Here is an 18,575-nt window from a genome sequence, read left to right as displayed (position 1 = left end):
GACTTTAGCTGTAAAAAAGCTAAATAATTAATGTAAGTAAGGAAATAAATCAATAGGAAAACATACCCAGCACTGCATTAGTAACAATTTCTTATACTGGATCACCTCAATCGCTAAATCTGGAATCCGCAGTGAAGCAGTACTTTCAACTTCATTTCAAAGCTAATAGATGCTGCCACTTTTTGCCGGTAAGTTGAAATTACCTCTCAAGAAACTCTTCGCAGGCTTTGGCAAAGGCTTCCTTTCTTCGCACAGAGATTTCCAGCTTCAAATCATTGGCTAAAGTCAGATATCCACTTTTGGAGTAACCTTTCACATATTGCATGTTTATCAAGTGGGAATTGTGGATTCTGAAAAAACCAAAGTCCACCAGCAATCCTTCAAAGTATTTCAACGTACGCGATACGGTATGCTTTTGCCCATCTATCGTAAATAAATGGGTGTAATTCACATCTGCCTCACATCTTAGAATATCCTGAATCTCCAGAAAGACAAACCCGTCTTTGGATGGCAAACTGATTTTTCGGGCACTAGGCACTTTGGATAGATGGCTCATCAACACTTCTATTCTTTCTTTCATCTGCTTCTGATCCAATTTTTCAAAAGCTTTGTGAATAGCCTTAGTAAAGTCCTCTCTGTCTATAGGTTTAAGCAAAAAATCTATCGCGGAAAAACGGAATGCATCCAGCGCATATTGCTCGAAGGAAGTAGTGAAAATCAAACAAAAATCAGAGAAGGTGACTTTTGACAAGAGATCAAAACCAGTCTGTTCTCCGATCATCACATCCAAAAACAGAATATCAGGGCGCTCTACTTCCACCCCAGCAAGTGCACCTGCCACTGAGTTATAAGTAACGGTTTTTACTCTATCACCAAATGGCTCCAGAAAGGCAAGAATCCTATCTGTGCAGTGCTGCTCATCCTCTACGATCGCTACTTTGGTTTCCATAGTCAAAAGGCTAGCTGTAATGGAAGTGTGATTTCTACTCTGGTCCCTGAATTCATCGGTTTATCAATTATCTGTAGTTTTCCGTGGTAACCTACGCGTTCATTGAGAATTTTTATCCTGTTTTCGGTGATGGTTACACCCATTGATTTTTTACCCAAGGAAGGGCGCTCACTTTTTCTTCCTACACCATTATCCTCCACTGTGCAAAGTAGCGTTTCTTCGCTCACTTTGAAGCTAATAACTAGCTCTCCTTTTTTGCCTTGATCTGTAAATGCATGCCAGATGCTGTTCTCTATAAATGGCTGAAGAAGCATAGGAGGAACCAAAACAGCATCGGTATCCACATGGTCAGGAACTTGGATGGTATAAGAAAACATGCCCGGCTTTCTTTTACTTTCTATCTGAAGATACATCTCCAAAAATGCTAAATCTTCCGCTAGTGAAATCTCATTTTGACCTGAATTCTCAAGTACCATCCGCATTAATTTGCCGAATTTTGAAAGATAATCCTGAGCTGCTTCTGAATCGTTTTTCAAAATAAAATCCCCGATTGAATTTAAAGAATTAAAGATAAAATGAGGGTTCATTTGAGAGCGTAGTGCCTTTAATTCAGTCTCAGAGACCAGCGCTCTAAACTCGGCATCCTTTTTCTCCGACAGTTCATCCCTTCGCCTTTTGTAAAAGTAAATACCGGTCAACAATAACACCACTGATAAAACCCCAAGAATCAATAGGTATTGATTAACTAACTGTTGCCTTAGGATTTCAGCATTCGCCTGAGTCCGCTCCTTCTCAAAATCAAAAGCCATCTGTTTCCTGCTGATTTCAACCCTACGGTTTTGGTTGTTGAGACTGTCTTTGAAAAGAGAAAACTGAAGGTATGCATCCAAACTCTCTTTATATTTCCCTTGTGCGGTATAGATATCAGACAAAGTACCCCAGGCCGATTTTTGGACAAAAAGGTTCCCCTGTTCTTCGCTGTACTTTAGGGATTCCAGTGCCATCATTTCTGCTTTTTCCAGCTTTTCTTTGCCAAGAAAAGCCATCGCAGCGTTGGCGTAAGCAGTTGGTCTGACAAAATCGATTTCTAGAGAATCTACCAGAGCTAAGCTTTTTTCCGCGGCTGCCATAGCCTCATCCACCTGACCGGCCTGAACATAAATGAATGAGAGGTTGCTGTAAAGGTTTGCCAGCTGAACGGGATTATTCTGGATCTGACTATAGTTCAAAGCTTTTTTGAAATAGAAGATAGCCGAATCATTTTTCTGAATAGACCCAAAAATATTCCCCATATTCAGAATGGCAGTCAATGCCGAGGATTCACTATTGAGCGCCACCTCTCTAAACAAATCCAAGGCCTTTTCATACTCCTCTTGCTCATAATAAATAGTCGCAATATTTCCCTGTATCCCCCATTTATAGTCATTTAAAGTTGGATTTTGCTCTGCCAAAGAGAGCGCCTGAAAGTAATAATCCAACGCCCTGAAGGGATTAGAAAAACTGTATTGATAGATCAAACCCAAGCACTCATTGGCCATTAAAGCCCCTTTTTGATAGCTTATAAATTGAGAAAAGTCTAGTGTCTCCTGTGCCATTGCCATCAAGCTAGAATCAGAAGGGCTAGAAAAGAGACTTCGTTTGACCAGATTATTTCTTTGATCGATCCTTGAAGAATCCAGGATAGAAAGCTGGGATCTCTCCAAAGCTAAGGAATCACCAAAATTGAAAACATCCTGATGATTATATCCAAAGAAAAAAAGCAGAAAAGAAAAGCTCAGGTAAACGTGCATATTCGATCAAAAAGACAATCTAAATTATCATTTAAGCTCAATAAATAAGTAGCATTCTACGATAAATAATTCAGGTACTTCATTGAATCACTGGCTATTTCATACAGCATCACATCGCTGTATTTTTATTAAAAAGCCAAGAAAATGGATGCTCAGAAGATTCAAACTTACATTTCCAAACCTGATAGAATACTCTTAGGAGTAAGTGCCGCGCTTTCGCAAAGGCTGTCTATCTCTACAGTTGCCATTAGGTTAGCCCTTCTAATCATCACGCTGTTTTTTATTCCATTCGGCCTGCTGATCTACCTGATCTTATACCTTGCCTTAGTTTCAAAAAAAGGAAAAATCCTCACCTATTCCCTGATAGGAGCATTATTTGGAATTCCTATGAGCTACTACTTTCAGTCAGAACTAGTTCAGAACTGGGGAGGAGGTGCTGGCATTTTTGGCTACCTCACAGCTTTGCCTGAGATCATGGAAGAATACCATGACTTTGTAGGAAATGCTTGGTCATTGGCAGGAAATATCGTTTTATCCATCTTAGTTTTTGCCCTTCTAGGAGGAGCAATAGGTTATTTTCTGGAAAAAAACAGGAGTTCAAATCAATCCTAACCTCAATACTACCCAGATCCTATGGGAACAAGTCACAACTTTTAAAAACAAGTATAAACAGATGAAATAGAGCCTGCCTGGGGCAGACAGGCATGACTAAAAAGTCACACACTGGCATGATTATACTCACTGCGAGATTCGATCCCGTATCCTTTGTCACGGGACAGGTTATGGCCTTAAAAAATCAAATTATAAACACATGAAAAAATCACTAGTAGTACTAATCGCGCTGATAAGCAGTATCTATATCTGGTCAGGATGTTCTTCCGGGGATGAAAATCCAACAGACAATGAAAAATCCATCTATTACTTCCGGTTCAAAATTGAAGGTCAATTAGTCGAGTATCCCTATCAACCTGAAACTCAAATTAACCTGACCGGAGGAAAGTATTATGATGGGGTAAACCAACTGCACATAATCCAGCTCTCTGGAACCCAAAACATCTATCAATCCCTCAAAAACCAGGTAGTTTTTCACTTGGGTCACACAGAAGATTTTACCACAGGAATTACTTATTCCAATTTGGCATCCGAAGATGTGGTCACTCTCCATACCTTTCTTTTTGGATATCATGACGAAAATGGCAAAAACTACATTGCTACTAAAAACAGCGCTGTAGTCTCCATTTGGGATGAAGTAACTATAGAATTCAGCCAAATAGATGCCAGCGGATTGAAAGGCACATTTTCTGGAACAGGCAAATCTTATGACAGCAGTTCAGGACAGAATATACTGAATGGAAGTGTCCAGATCACAGATGGGGAATTCTATGTTCCAAGAAATAATGAATTATAACTGGCAGAAAATCAAATAAAAACAAGTAACAAACACTGAGTACAAGACAGAGACCAATAAACCCAATCCATAAGCTCAGGAGTCATTTTTTCATCAAACTTTTCCGCCAAAGAAATTTTAAGTCCTATATTAGCCACATCAAATAAGGGGTGCCCTAAAAGTTACGGGCTGAGATCATACCCATCAGTGAGTGATTGCTGAACACCTGATCCGGGTAATGCCGGCGTAGGGACTAGATTACTGTTCTCCCTTTTTTGAATAATCATAAAACGTTATTCAAATGTTATTAGCTATTGACCTGAATCTGCTCGCCGAGCAGATCAAAGCCACCAGTTTTCTGGAATGGATCGCTGTGAGTTTTGGAGTCACCGAAGTACTTCTTGCCCGCAAAAACAATGTGCTGCTCTACCCTGCCGGTATTATAGGAATTCTATGTTCCGGTTTTCTGCTCGTTGATGCCAAACTGTACGCAGAAACATTACTTCATGCCTACTACTTGGTCATGAGTATTTACGGCTGGGCAATGTGGAAAAACAGGTCTGCATCAGGAGCATCACGGATTTCCAGAAGTACAATTTCTGAACAAAAAATCACCTGGGCTATCGCTGTGGGTGGTTGGGCATTTCTGTATTTTATGCTCACTAACTTTACTGATTCAGATGTGCCTGTTGTAGATGCATTTGTGTCGTCAACAGCTTGGGCGGGAATGTGGCTATTAGCCAAAAGAAAGCTTGAAAACTGGATTTGGCTCAATGTATCGAATCTCATTGCAATCCCTTTGCTTTTCCATAAGCAATTGATTTTAATCTCATTACTTACCATTTTCCTTTTTATCGTTGCCATTTTCGGCTATTTCGATTGGAAAAAAGAACTAGACCAACCCAATGCAAAACTCAAAACTCTTTAATTCCGAGCTGGCAGCTAAGGCTGAGAAACTTGGTCAGCTTCCCGAAGAGTGGCTTTCTCAGATCTATGCAGAAAAATACTTTAAGCTTTTCGTTCCAACAAAACTGGGTGGTTTGGGATGCACTTTACCGGAAGCCCTCAAAATTGAGGAAAAGCTAGCCAAACTCGATGGAAGCTTGGGTTGGACTGTTACGCTTTGTGCCGGAGCGGCTTGGTTTGTGGGTTTTATGGATAAATCGGTTAGACAAGATATTTTTCCTAACAAAAAGCTCTGCTTTGCTGGAAGTGGATTTGTAGGTGGAAAGGCGGATAAAATTGGAGAGAATTACCTGATCTCAGGAAGCTGGACTTATGCCTCTGGGGCATTGCATGCATCGCATTTGACTGCAAACTGTGAGATTTTTGAAGATGGGAAAGCGCTTTTAGATAAAAAGGGGAATCCGGTGATCAAAGCCTTTGTACTCGATAGGAAAGATGTGGAGATTCTGGATGGTTGGAATTACATGGGCATGATCGCTACTGGCAGCCATGCTTTTCGGTGTGAAAACTTGAGCGTTTCGCAAAATCGCTGCTTTGAAATACTTCCTGAAAAAGCTCAGCTGACTGCTCCAGTTTACCAATATCCATTTCTTCAATTTGCCGAAACTACACTCGCAGCAAATATTCTTGGTATTTCCCTGCATTTGAAAGAGCTGATAGAACAGTCTTTCTGGAAAAGGCATGAGTATAGAAAATACGATAAGAAGCACCTTTCCTACTTCCAAGACCTGCTCAGTAAACAAGATAAAAAACTTCAAAAACTACAGGGTGAATTTTATGGTCAAGTGAACTCATCTTGGCTAGAACTGGAGCAAAAAGGCAAAATCACTGTTTCGCGTTTGAAAAAAGTCAGTAAGGTAAGCCGCAAACTAACTCAAAAATGCAGAGAAATAAACGGAAAGCTTTACCCGTTCTCGGGCTTGGAAGCTGCCAAAACGCATACAGAGCTCAATCGGGTTTGGCGGGATTTCAACACTGTAGGACAACATGCCTTGCTGATATTTCCATTTTAGATTGTTTTTTCCCGCAGACCTGCCAGTCGTAGACTGGTATTCGGAGGTCTATTTCGCAGATTTACGCAGAATAGAAAATGACGACAATAAAATCTGCGACTATCTGCGTGATTTTTCAGCGTATATCTGCGGGCAGTTTTTCATATCGTCTATTTACAGGCAAAATTTTCTCTGAGTCAATCTGCGGGAAAGCCTTTAGTAGAATGAGATTTTTCTTAGGTCACTACAGGTTACCCTCCTTCTATTCTTTTGTTAAATTGGGTTCCTTAAAATTTGTAGTTCTTTTCGCTCAGTCTATTAATCGATGAATCTCAGCAAACCCACTTGTTCCATAGTAATACTTGTTTTAGCTCTCTTATTCACTGCTTTTCATCATCCTTTTGATGAAAAGAAAACCGTTTACCTCATCGGAGATTCCACGGTTAGAAATGGAGGCGAAGGAAACTTGCAGCGAGGTTGGGGAAATTTTTTGCAGGAATTTTTTGACAGCACCAAACTAGAAGTCAGCAATCAAGCCATGGCAGGCAGAAGTACCCGCACCTTTATCAAGGAAGGAAGGTGGGAAAAAGTACTGGAAACACTAAAACCTGGTGATTATGTGATCATGCAATTTGGGCATAATGAAGGATCTGTCCCCGATACTACCAAAGCTGGTTACAGAGGTGTTTTGAGAGGAATTGGTGATGAAACGAAGGAGCTCACTTGGCCGGATGGCACCAAAGAAACTGTCCATACCTATGGCTGGTATTTAGAGAAATTCATCTCAGAGACAAAAGCTAAGGGCGCTATTCCAATAGTGGCTTCCATGATTCCTCGCAACAAATTCCAAGATGGAGATGTGGAGAGAGCTAATCAGGATTTTGGCAAATGGGCAAAAGAAGCGGCTAGAAGACAAGGAGCTTTTTTTATTGACCTGAATTCAATTGTAGCAGATCAATATGATCAATGGGGCCAGGATGTAGTAAAAGGGCTTTTTGAGCGTGATCATACCCATACCAACGAAGCCGGAGCTAGGATCAATGCTTGGTCAGTCACTCAAGGTTTAAGGGAATTGAAGGACTGTGACCTTAAAAATTATTTGAAAAAGGATAAACCTACCCTATTTCTGATTGGCGATTCAACTGTGAAAAATGGTCAGGGAGATGGTGCTGGCGGACTTTGGGGTTGGGGTGATTTTATTGCTCCGTATTTCGATCTTGACAAAATCAAAGTGCAAAACCATGCGCTGGGAGGTACCAGTAGCCGGACTTTCCAGACTTATGGGATGTGGCAAACTGTATTGGATAAATTAGAACCTGGTGATTATCTCATTATGCAATTTGGACACAATGACTCTAGCCCATTGGATGATGAAGCCAGAGCACGTGGCACGATCAAAAGTGCCGGTTTAGAAGCGGAAAACATTTACAATCCTATCACCAAAAGCCAGGAAACAGTGTATTCTTACGGCCAGTATTTGAGACAGATGATTTTGGCAGCCAAAGCAAAGGGAGTCACTCCTATTGTGTGCTCTCTGATTCCAAGAAATAGCTGGGAAGACGGAAAAGTCGTCACAGCTGAAATTGATTACGGCCTTTGGGCTAAGCAAGTCGCTGAAGATACCGAAACAGCCTTTATAGATTTGAATCAATTGGTGGCAGATCAGTATGATGAATTAGGTGAGGAATATGTAAAAGCTCATTACTTCAATGACACAGACCACACCCATACCATTGAAGAAGGTGCAGAACTTAATGCGAAGCTTGTCGCAAAAGCAATTGAAGACCATAAGGAAACTGGCTTAAACCAATTCTTAAAAGACAAATAGATTGAAGTAAAAAGTGCTTTAAGCCATCGTTTTTTGTAACCTAAAAACTCAACCCAAAATGCCACAGAAACTTGCCTTCCGGATGAAACTTATTCCAGGTTTTGAAGAAGAATACGAACGAAGACATCGTGAGATCTGGCCTGAATTAGTTACTTTACTCAAGAACACAGGAATAATTGATTATCAGATCTTTTTGGATAGAGAAACGTCCTTCCTTTTTGCTTATCAACTAATAGAAGGAGAAACCAATTCCCAAGATTTGGGAAGTACGGAAATCGTACAACGCTGGTGGAAATACATGGCCGATATCATGGAAACAAACCCTGATAACTCTCCAGTTTCTGTAGAACTTCCGAATGTATTTGACCTCCAATAACCCGATACAAAATGCTTTCAAAATCCAAATACCTAATTTTCTTAATCCCAATATTTTTAATCTTAGCTTTTCAATCACAGGAGAAGAAAAACCCTCCTTCTAGCGAATGGCCAGAGATCACTCAGACCGCCAAACCTTGGACCCGCTGGTGGTGGATGGGAAATGCGGTGGACGAGAAAAATCTTTCAAACCTATTGGAAACTTATCATGATGCTGGACTGGGCGGAGTGGAAATCGCACCTATATATGGAGCAAAAGGCTATGAAGATCGATACATAGATTTCCTTTCCGAAGACTGGCTTAGCATGCTGGATTTCACTGTAAACAAAGCTCAGTCCCTTGGAATGGGAGTCGATATGACTCAAGGAACCGGCTGGCCATATGGTGGGCCTCAGGTCAGTATTGAGCATGCAGCCACGCGCATGATAATTCAGGATTATGAGAAAGTGGATGGCGAAGCTTTATCAACTCCTATTATTTTCCAAAAGAAAAGAGAAAATCAATTCGATGCTGAGCTTGTCTCTGTGATGGCTTATGACAAAGACTTAAATGCAAAGGATATCACAGCTTTTGTAAAAGAGGATGGAATGCTGGATTGGAATGAAACTGGAGACTGGCAGATCAAAGCTATATTCCTCGATAAAACAGGTCAACTAGTGAAAAGAGCTGCTCCTGGAGGCGTTGGATTTACCTTGGATCACTTCAGCAAATCAGCGGTTGGTGCATATAATTCCTATTTTGAAAATGCTTTTGCAGGAAAGGATTATGGCATTCGGTCATTTTACAATGACAGTTTTGAAGTCTATGGAGCAGACTTTACAGCCAGCTTTTTTGATGAATTTGAAAAACTAAGAGGCTACGATTTAAAAGAGTTTCTTCCCTATTTAGAAAGTGAGGAAAATACGGAACAAGTTCGAAAAGTAAAGTCTGATTATAGAGAAACGATCAATGATCTCTTGCTTACTAATTTCACTAAGAACTGGACTAATTGGGCGCACAAACAATCAAAACTTACCAAAAACCAGGCTCACGGTTCGCCCGGAAATCTACTCGATCTCTATGCTGCGGTAGATATCCCGGAGTGCGAGACTTTCGGCTCCAGCTACTTCCCTATTCCAGGTTTGCGAAGAGATAGCGCAGATATAAGAAATGTAGATCCAGACCCTATCATGTTGAAGTTTGCCTCTTCTGCGGCGCATTTGACAGGAAAGAATCTAGTTTCCACGGAAACTTTCACTTGGCTTGGCGAGCATTTCAAATCCTCATTTTCCCAGATGAAACCTGAGGTAGAACAGGCATTCTTGGCTGGTGTAAATCATATATTTTATCACGGAGTTACCTACAGTCCTGAGGATGTTCCTTATCCCGGTTGGTTGTTTTATGCATCCTTGAATTTGACGCAGCAGAATAGCCTTTGGCCACATTTCAACAGCTTCAATGATTTTATAACCAGATCACAGTCAATTTTGCAGGCTGGCAAAGCAGATAATGAACTGCTGGTTTACTGGCCGGTGTATGATGTATGGGCAAAGCCAAAAGGCAAAATGGAAATGATCACCGTGCATGCCGTTGACGAATGGTTGCATCCTACACAGTTCTACAAGCAATCCAAAATGCTTATGGAATCTGGATATTCGCTAGATTTCATCTCTGATGATATGATCTCCAAATCCAAGGTGAAAGAAGGTCAGATTCAAACCTCAGCCCAAAATTCTGCAAAAGTTCTGATCATCCCTGAAACCGGGTTTATGCCAATTGAGACTTTGAGAGACATCTTGAAATTGGCGGAAGAAGGTGCCAAAGTGATTTTCCAATCCAAGCCAAAATCCATTCCCGGCCATCATTCTGACCAAAAGTCAAAAGAAAGTACTTTCAATCAATTATGGGCTTCAATAGCATTTAAAGGAGGAAAAGCAAAGGTTGGTAAAGGCCAGATCTACCTTTCCGATGATTTGAGCAAGACTTTGGAACAGTTAGAAATTTATAGGGAAAAGCTAGTGGATTCTGGATTGGATTTTATCCGAAGAAAAGTTGCTGATGGCACTTTTTATTTCTTGGTAAATCACAGCGCAGAGGCGATTTCCCAAACCATTTCCCTAAACACAAAAGCAGGAACCGTGATGGCAATGGATCCTCTTACCGGTAAAAGAGGAACGGTTTCTTCAGAAAGCAATGCTGATGGAACAATCGTAAACCTTTTTCTGAAATCTGGAGAATCCATTTTCCTCAAGACTTTTGATGAGAAAGCAACTTTAGATATTCCAGCTTGGCCAGATTACAGCAAAGCATCTTCTACTACGGATATTTCTAAAAACTGGGAACTGACTTTTACCCACGGCCAGCCAAAACTTCCAGCTCCACAACGAATGGAAACAATCAAACCTTGGACTGATAACAATTCCCCGGAAGCGGATGACTTCTCGGGCCAGGCAAATTATACCAGTGAATTTGAATTGAAGAAAACTGAAGGCAAGCAGTATTTATTGACGATCTATAAGGTATATGAATCTGCCAAAATCTGGATCAATGGAAAGGAAGCAGGTAATATTTGGAGTATTCCATATCAACTGGATATAACTGAAGAATTACAAAACGGCAAAAACACCATTAAAATAGAAGTAGCAAATCTGATGGCTAATAGCATCAGGTACTTGGATAGAAATGGAATTGAATGGAGAAATTACCATGAAATCAACTTTGTCAACATCGATTACAAGCCTTTTGATGCAAGTAACTGGAAAACTATGCCATCTGGATTAGGAGGGAAAGTTCAGATATCGGAATTTGATTAATATAATATCTGATTATCCGCAATGATGCCAGTAACCTCTTTTTCTTTGATTTACAGGCTGGAAGACCGAAGACGGGTGACCGAAGTACCTCAATGCTTGAGTCATCCAATTCCTTAGATCCTAATCTTTCCTAACTGGTAAAAAAGATGATTTACTCAAAACTAGATTTTAAAATGATCTTTAAATGAGAACCAAAACCATATAGAACAGGATACCTATGAATGTGTCCTGCCCTAATTTGAAAATCAGCCCAAAAGAAAACCTATGTCGGAAAAACAAAACCTTAAGCAGCGGCTCGAAGCTGTCAACGAATACGAGCGCACTCCTATACCCAAAAACAAACTAAAAGGCTGGAAAAGCTTTATTGGAACTTACGCAGGAGAGCATACCGCAGGGACGGAATTTGTGCTAGGCCCTCTATTCGTAGCTCACGGAGCTTCAGCAGGAGATTTGGTCAGCGGGCTGATCGTCGGAAACATCCTAGCAATTCTTAGCTGGGCTTTTTTCACCGGAAAAGTAGCTGTTAAGACTAGAACGACCCTTTATTACCAGCTGGAAAAAATAGCTGGAAACAGATTTACACTTGTTTATAATGTAGTCAACGCAGCACTCTTCTGCTTTTTGGCTGGTTCTATGATTGCTGTTTCAGCCACTGCTGTTGGAATTCCTTTCAACCTTCAAATGCCGTCTCTAACGGATGTGTATCCAAATAGCATAGGCTGGATTATTACCGTTTTTGGAATTGGAGCCATTACCACGGTAGTAGCCATGTTTGGATTCAATGTGATTTCAAAATTCGCAAATATCGCAGCTCCATGGATGATTATGATCTTTATCGCAGCAGCGGTAGGTGTATTGCCTAGATTAGGAATCACTTCCTTTTCGGAGTTTTGGCCTGTAGCCGACAGTACGATTTGGAATGGAGTTCCATTGGAAGGGCAAAGCAAATTCACGTTTTGGCACATCATGTTTTTTGCCTGGTTTTGTAATATGGGTATGCATATCGGAATGGCCGATATGTCTCTCCTACGCTATGCAAAGAAATGGACGTATGGATTTTCATCCGCTACCGGTGTTTTTTTAGGCCACTTTATCGCTTGGATGGCATCAGGTATTTTGTATTCTCTTTTCCTTTTGGAGTCCAAAGGCAGTTTAGTATTCGCACCAGGACCTATAGCTTATGAAGCTGCTGGAATCGCCGGAGCAGTTTGCGTAGTGATCGCAGGCTGGACTACCGCAAACCCAACTCTATATCGTGCTGGACTTGCTATCCAATCTATCAATCCGAAATGGAAGACTTGGAAAGTGACGCTCTTTGTAGGTTTGGTAACAACCATAGCAGCTTGCTTCCCTGCCTTGGTGATGCAGCTGTTAGAATTCGTAGCACTTTATGGATTGATCTTGATGCCACTTGGAGCCGTGATTTTCTTGGATGTATTTGTATTGCCAAAAATGGGACTTGCCAGCAACTATGCTGAACTGACCAAATCCCACTTCAATCCTGCTGTGGGAATCACTTGGGCGATATCTCTTATATTTTGCTTAGGCTTGAATATTTGGGGAGGAGTAGAAATTTTCTTCCTTGGACTTCCTGGCTGGTTTGTAGCAGTAGTTGTTTATCTACTTGCTTCTAAAGCGCTACAGAAAAAAACTACAAACGCCTCTCCTACTATCCCTTTAACTTACTGATTGTGAAAAACATACTAAAAATAATATCATTCGTTGCTTTAGTGGTAACACTTGCTCCATCCTTTCTGGTTTTCAAAGGAATAATCACTCCCGAACTTTCCAAAACACTGATGTTAATTGGAACGATAGTTTGGTTTGTATCTGCTTCCTTTTGGATGAATAAGTCTGAAGAAGGAGAAGAAGAAGCTGAAGGTTAATTAACTGTCCAGCTTCCTGAGAACCAAGAAAACAACTATAATTGACATTTGATCAAAAAAATTGATGTATCCACTCGCTATTCCCCCTTTACAAAGGGGGGCAATGGGGATTTAAAATTCAAAACAAACTTGAAACGTCCTGCTTCTGGAGAAGCATGACAACAACTAAAACCAGTACAATAAAACCTGCGTCCTCCGCGTGACCTTTGCGCTCTCTGCGGTTAAAAAAACATCCCAATGAAACTTACGCTCGACCAAATCCAATCACAAAACAACTCCCAAAGTGCAGAACATACCAGAAGCTTTGAATTCCTAGCGGAAAGTCTGGACAAAAAAGGAGTTGATGTAGAAGTTCTAATTTCCAAGGTTCAAGACTTGCAAATTGCAATTCCAAGTTGGGCACTGGGAACAGGCGGAACACGGTTCGGGAGATTTTCCGGTGGTGGTGAACCGGCCACTTTGATCCAAAAAATCCAGGATGTAGGAATCCTTCATGCACTCAATCAGTCCAGCAACGCTGTTTCCCTTCATATTCCTTGGGATATCCCGAGTGATTATCAAGCCATCAAAGACAGTGCTGCCGAAGTTGGAATCAGGTTCGATGCGGTAAACTCCAATACTTTTCAAGATCAGGCAAATCAAGCTCATAGCTACAAATTCGGTTCGCTGGCAAACTCGGAAGCAGCTGTGCGAGATCTGGCAGTAGAACATAACAAGCAGGTAATTGAGATTGGGGAAAAATTAGGTTCCAAAGCATTGACCGTTTGGCTGGCTGATGGAAGCAGTTTCCCCGGACAGCATAGCTTGAGAAAAGCGCTGGAAAACACACATTTATCTCTTCAAGAGATCTATAAGGATATTCCGGAAGACTGGAAGCTTCTGATTGAGTATAAACCTTACGAGCCAAATTTCTACAGTACCGTTATCCAAGATTGGGGAACCTCCTTCCTTTTGGCTAATAAGCTAGGTAAGAAAGCCTACACACTGGTAGATCTAGGGCATCATCTGCCAAATACAAATATTGAACAGATTGTAACCACATTAATGTCTGAAGGAAAATTGGGTGGATTTCACTTCAACGACTCCAAATACGGGGATGATGATCTTACTGTGGGCAGTGTCAAACCGTACCAATTATTCCTGATTTTCCAGGAACTGGTGAAAGGTTTTGAGGAGACCAACAATCCCCCGCTTTCCTGGATGATCGACGCAAGCCACAATTTGAAAGATCCAATGGAAGACTTATTGCAATCCGTGCAAGCCATCAAATTGGCCTATGCTCAAGCACTTTTAGTGGACAGCAAGTCTCTGGAAGCAGCTCAGGAAGTCCATGATGTAGCAGGAGCTCAGGAGATTTTGCAGGATGCTTATAGAACAGATTTGCGACCTTTACTTGCAGAAGCCATCAGAAGATCTGGAGGGGCAATTGACCCTATCCAAGCATTCCGATCACTTAAAGTAAGAGAAACACTGATTGAAGAAAGAGGCTTAAAATCAATAGCTTCTGGGTTGTAATTAGGATATTTTTAGTAAATATTTCTGATTATCCGCAATGATACCAGTAACCTCATTTTCTTTGCTTATCAGGCTGGAAGACCCCTGCCCGATAGCAGGCGGGGATGACGGGTGACCGAAGTACCAGCAATGTTTGTGTTTACCATAATTTAAGTCGCTTTTTACCTTTTACTGGTGCAATTGCGGATATACATATAAATATTTCGTCAATTCCTTAGTCGAAAATTTATAGGATTAAAATCTCCCTCCCCCCTTAAGAAGAAGGTTTGATTAAATTGACTTCGATCTTTCTTGTAAATGGAATCCATTTGAGAAATTTAACTCTGAGGTTCAAGTCGATGTAACTCACCCTTTACAAAGGGGCAGGGGGATTTTTTTTATAAAGCCCAGAAGTTTTTTCAAATAACATTTTGGTTTTAACACAGTGCGCTCTCTGGGTAACACTTTGCGATCACTGCGGTTAAATTTTTATCGTTTTTTTCTTTCCCACTAAGGGTAATCCCCAACCCAGCTGTCATAAAAGCAACATCACAAAAATGACAACATGGGAAAGTATAGCCAACTCCGAAAAATCACTCAAGTCTTCAGTGGATACGGAATCGTATTAACTGGACAGAGAAAACACGACCACTTCCTCTTCGATCTTCAAATGGATAAGATCTTCCTGAATGGATTGATCTATGAACTGGAATATGCGCTGGACAAGGAACTCGAAGATCACAAAATCATCGGCGTTGACGCTCCTTCTCAATTGATCGCTATACTTCTGGACTGATCACCACACAATTTCTCAAATCAAATTCTAAATGGATCCCAGTGTGAACCTCGATAAACTTTAACGAGCCTAAATACTGAAGATCTCTGACTTATACTTTCCATGAAAACTCTCCAATCAAAAACATCTCTATTCACCTTTCTCTTTTTCTCCTTTATTTCTATATCAAATGCCCAGGAGAAAAGCCCTGCCCATTTAGGCTTCTTCTACCCTATTTCTACCCATGGAACACAAGCTGCGAATTATACCAACAATTTCAGTTTACATGTGCTAACTGGCTTGTCTGGCGGTGAAAATGGCGCTGCTATTTATGGTTTGGCAGGAATGGTCAAAGGTGATGTAAACGGTGCCCAGATCTCAGGAATTTGGAATCATGTCTCTGGAAATGTCACTGGATTTCAGGCTGCTGGAATCCTCAATCAAAGTGCAGATGCTACTCAGGGTGCTCAGTTTGCAGGTATCGCCAACCTTAACCAAGGAAATTCAGCTTTTCAGGCAGCAGGGATTTTCAACCTTGCGAAAGATGTGGACGGAGCTCAATTTGCTGGTATTGCCAACATTGCTGACACGCTAAGCGGAATTCAGGCGGCCGGAATATCCAGTTTGTCAAAATCTGTAAATGGACTTCAGATCGGTGGAATCACAACCATTTCTCAAAACATTGACGGAGGACAAATAGCAGGAATAGCCACAGTCGCGAAAACAGTAAAGGGAATCCAGATCGCAGGGATTTCTAATGTAGCTGAGCAAGTAGATGGTCTTCAAATAGCCGGATTGGTAAACCAAGCCAAGAAAGTAAATGGCATGCAATTCGGCTTAATCAATATCGCTGATAGCAGTGATGTCACTATCGGCCTGGTCAACATTGTGAAAAATGGAGATCACAGACTTGGTGTTTCCATCGATGAGAATTTCAATTCCTTTTTGACCTTTCGCTCTGGAGGGAAGCGTGTATATGGAATTGTCGGCTTAGGTACGAATGTGGAAGTAAAGGATTTACCGTTCGGATTTGAAGTTGGTTTAGGGCTAAATCTAACAGAATCAAATCACTTTCGCTTGGATGCCGAAGTGGTCAGCAAATACCTGACTGATTTTGAAGGCAATGATTTCAACAAATCAAGCTTTCAACTACTTCCTGCTTTAAAGATCTCTCGGGGCATTCATCTGTTTGCTGGACCAAGCATTTCCTACATACACTCCAATGAACTCGATACTGTTGACCATACTGGATTGACGATTTGGGATGATAATTGGAATGGAAATTACCACACAGTCCTATTGGGATTTACTGCGGGGATTAATGTTAGGTTTTAAAAAAGACAGGAGACGGAAGACAGGAGACAGAAGAATTGTAGCATCTTACGACATTCGCTCTCAGTTATGGTAATCGATAAGTCAAAATTTCTCTATCTGATTCTATTAAAAATAACCGTTTAAGGCCACTTCGGTCTCCCGTCTTCTGTCTTCCAGCCTACACTAATTCTTACTATTTTTACTAAATGCACTAAGGGTAAAGCCAGTTCAGCTTGTCATAGCTAGGAAAGCATCAAAAAATCGAAGGTGACCGAGAAACTATTACATCCGTCAAATACACCCACACTCGTCGATGAAGAGTCGTTCGAAGCAGTTTTTAAGACTTATTTCAAGGCTTTGCACGCCTACGCAATGGCCATCTTGAAAGAGTCGGAATCTGCAGAGGAAATAGTCCAGAGCGTATTTCTCAAGCTTTGGGAAAAGCGGGAATCCTTAGAAATCAACACTTCGCTAAAGGCTTACCTCTACCGAGCTGTGTACCACGACAGTCTGAACTATATCAACCATCAGAAAGTGAAAAGAAAGCATTGGGATCATGCGCACTACGAAATGACTCAAGGAAAACCTGAGCAAGTCGGTGAGCAGATCAAAGGGCAAGAAAATGAATTATATGAGCGCTTTCAATTGGCGCTGGAAAAACTACCTGAGAAATGCCGAATGGTATTCAATCTCAGCAGGTTTGAGGAACTGAAGTATCAGGAAATAGCCGATAGGCTAGACATCTCCATCAAAACAGTGGAAGCGCATATGGGTAAAGCACTGAAAACACTGCGAATAGAATTGGCAGAGTTTCTTCCCCTGCTTTTGATGTTTTTGATAAATCTATAAGCTATGGAAACCATGAACGAAGAAAAATTAATCAAATATTTGCTTCAGGAAAGCGATTTGGAGGAGACCAAGGCTGTTCAAGAGTGGATTTCAGAAGATGAATCAAATAAAAAGCAATTTGAAGAAATCCAATGGGTTTGGAATTCCAGCAAGGTTTTACTTGAAAAAAGCGAGTTGGATGAAAATCAAGCTTGGCAAAACTTCACCAAAATAAGAGATAAAAAATCAGCAACTGCTCCAAAACAAAACCAGCGCATTTTACAAAGTAATTGGTTTAGAGCAGCCGCGGCAATCACCTTACTATTTTTATCAGCTTGGGTCTATTCGGTTTTTCTACCACAATCAGGAAGAGCCTATTACAGCTCAGTTGAACTTCAGTCAGAAGACACCCCTATTGAAGTTCCACTACTTGATGGCACTTCCATTACGATGAATAAAAATACCAGTTTGAGTTACTCCCAGAAAGTATTTGGTAAGGAGAGAAAAGTGAGTATGGTAAGCGGAGAAGCCTTTTTTGATGTGAAACGAAATGAAAATAAGCCTTTTGTAATTGAAAATGAAAAGGTTCAGATCACTGTCCTAGGTACGAGTTTTCATGTCAAAACTTCCCAAACTGCTACAGAAGTAATCGTGGTCACTGGGTCAGTTCAAGTAGAAATCAATGGCAAAAAAGAAGTACTAAAGCCTGATGAAAAACTTAAGGTAAATCAGGAAACTGGGGAAATGGAAAAGACTTTACCTTCTAACAAACTGTACAATTACTACGTCAGTAAGAAGTTTCACGCAGATGGGATTCCATTAGCGGAATTGGTTGCAACCTTGAGTGAGGCCTATGGAGAAACCATAGAGATCAGCAGTGAAGAACTGAAGAATTTGCCTATTACTACCACCTTGGAATATGGCTCACTTAGTTCAAATCTAGAGGTTTTACGAGAAACCTTAAACCTGAACATTTCCCAACAAAATGGTAAGTACATTATCAGGTAATATGATTATCCGCAATGATGCCAGTCACCTTAGATTCTTCACCAATCTGGTCGGAAGACCGATGACCGAAGACTCCCGCATTGGCGGGACAGGCTGAAGCGGCCTCAATTCTTAAGTTTAACATATCCTATATTACTTTAGCATCCTTACTGGCAGAAAATCGGATATACACATCAGGTAATAATTGACT

Annotated in this window: 17 protein-coding genes; 14 read left to right on the top strand and 3 right to left on the bottom strand. The window is 40.9% G+C overall.

Features of this window, described 5'->3' with window-relative positions; genetic code table 11:
* Positions 1-199: 199 nt before the first annotated feature.
* Both BM386_RS03250 and BM386_RS03245 read right to left on the bottom strand, forming a co-directional pair.
* Positions 200-949: a LytR/AlgR family response regulator transcription factor gene (locus BM386_RS03250; RefSeq protein ID WP_091691604.1), complete on the bottom strand. Its 750-nt coding sequence runs from the start codon at positions 947-949 to the stop codon at positions 200-202.
* A gap of 2 nt (positions 950-951) precedes the next feature.
* Positions 952-2,739, bottom strand: a complete 1,788-nt coding sequence (locus tag BM386_RS03245) for a tetratricopeptide repeat-containing sensor histidine kinase (RefSeq protein WP_091691603.1) — start codon at positions 2,737-2,739, stop codon at positions 952-954.
* Positions 2,740-2,883: 144 nt separating this feature from the next.
* Between BM386_RS03245 and BM386_RS03240 the strand changes: the two genes are divergently transcribed.
* The 14 genes from BM386_RS03240 (at position 2,884) to BM386_RS03175 (ending at position 18,385) form a co-directional block, all read left to right on the top strand.
* Positions 2,884-3,351, top strand: coding sequence for a PspC domain-containing protein (locus BM386_RS03240; RefSeq protein WP_091691602.1), 468 nt, complete (start codon positions 2,884-2,886; stop codon positions 3,349-3,351).
* A gap of 199 nt (positions 3,352-3,550) precedes the next feature.
* On the top strand, positions 3,551-4,147 hold the full coding sequence (locus BM386_RS03235; protein WP_091691601.1) for a hypothetical protein: 597 nt from the start codon (positions 3,551-3,553) through the stop codon (positions 4,145-4,147).
* 280 nt (positions 4,148-4,427) lie between these two features.
* Positions 4,428-5,054: a nicotinamide riboside transporter PnuC gene (pnuC, locus tag BM386_RS03230; RefSeq protein ID WP_091691600.1), complete on the top strand. Its 627-nt coding sequence runs from the start codon at positions 4,428-4,430 to the stop codon at positions 5,052-5,054.
* Complete coding sequence (locus BM386_RS03225; RefSeq protein WP_091691599.1) at positions 5,032-6,105, top strand: acyl-CoA dehydrogenase family protein; 1,074 nt, start codon at positions 5,032-5,034, stop codon at positions 6,103-6,105. The genes pnuC and BM386_RS03225 overlap by 23 nt, the downstream gene beginning before the upstream one ends.
* A 304-nt stretch (positions 6,106-6,409) precedes the next feature.
* On the top strand, positions 6,410-7,912 hold the full coding sequence (locus BM386_RS03220; protein WP_091691598.1) for a rhamnogalacturonan acetylesterase: 1,503 nt from the start codon (positions 6,410-6,412) through the stop codon (positions 7,910-7,912).
* Positions 7,913-7,970: 58 nt separating this feature from the next.
* Entirely contained in the window at positions 7,971-8,288 is a 318-nt protein-coding gene (gene rhaM / locus BM386_RS03215; RefSeq protein WP_091691597.1) for an L-rhamnose mutarotase, read from the top strand.
* 11 nt (positions 8,289-8,299) lie between these two features.
* Positions 8,300-11,080, top strand: coding sequence for a glycosyl hydrolase (locus BM386_RS03210; RefSeq protein ID WP_091691596.1), 2,781 nt, complete (start codon positions 8,300-8,302; stop codon positions 11,078-11,080).
* Positions 11,081-11,344: 264 nt separating this feature from the next.
* On the top strand, positions 11,345-12,769 hold the full coding sequence (locus tag BM386_RS03205; RefSeq protein WP_091691595.1) for a purine-cytosine permease family protein: 1,425 nt from the start codon (positions 11,345-11,347) through the stop codon (positions 12,767-12,769).
* Between the two features lie 2 nt (positions 12,770-12,771).
* Positions 12,772-12,966 carry a hypothetical protein gene (locus tag BM386_RS03200; RefSeq protein ID WP_170857022.1) on the top strand — a complete coding sequence of 65 codons (195 nt, stop codon included), beginning with the start codon at positions 12,772-12,774 and terminating at the stop codon, positions 12,964-12,966.
* A 237-nt stretch (positions 12,967-13,203) separates the two neighbouring features.
* Positions 13,204-14,481 carry a sugar isomerase gene (locus tag BM386_RS03195; protein WP_091691593.1) on the top strand — a complete coding sequence of 426 codons (1,278 nt, stop codon included), beginning with the start codon at positions 13,204-13,206 and terminating at the stop codon, positions 14,479-14,481.
* A gap of 544 nt (positions 14,482-15,025) precedes the next feature.
* The gene (locus tag BM386_RS03190) at positions 15,026-15,256 is read left to right on the top strand and encodes an acyl carrier protein (protein WP_091691592.1); all 231 of its coding nucleotides are present in this window, start codon (positions 15,026-15,028) and stop codon (positions 15,254-15,256) included.
* A 102-nt stretch (positions 15,257-15,358) separates the two neighbouring features.
* Positions 15,359-16,570, top strand: a complete 1,212-nt coding sequence (locus BM386_RS03185) for a hypothetical protein (protein ID WP_091691591.1) — start codon at positions 15,359-15,361, stop codon at positions 16,568-16,570.
* Between the two features lie 246 nt (positions 16,571-16,816).
* Positions 16,817-17,398: an RNA polymerase sigma-70 factor gene (locus BM386_RS03180; protein ID WP_091691590.1), complete on the top strand. Its 582-nt coding sequence runs from the start codon at positions 16,817-16,819 to the stop codon at positions 17,396-17,398.
* A gap of 12 nt (positions 17,399-17,410) precedes the next feature.
* A complete protein-coding gene (locus BM386_RS03175; RefSeq protein WP_170857021.1) occupies positions 17,411-18,385 on the top strand; it encodes a FecR family protein in 975 nt (324 codons plus the stop codon).
* Here BM386_RS03175 and BM386_RS24005 read toward each other — a convergent pair.
* Entirely contained in the window at positions 18,378-18,509 is a 132-nt protein-coding gene (locus BM386_RS24005) for a hypothetical protein (protein ID WP_280140992.1), read from the bottom strand. The genes BM386_RS03175 and BM386_RS24005 overlap by 8 nt on opposite strands.
* Positions 18,510-18,575: the final 66 nt, after the last annotated feature.

Origin of the sequence: Algoriphagus locisalis (genome assembly GCF_900116615.1) — a bacterium.
Lineage (GTDB): Bacteria > Bacteroidota > Bacteroidia > Cytophagales > Cyclobacteriaceae > Algoriphagus > Algoriphagus locisalis.
Note: the sequence above shows the minus strand (reverse complement) of the source record. Positions and strands in the feature narration are given on the sequence as shown.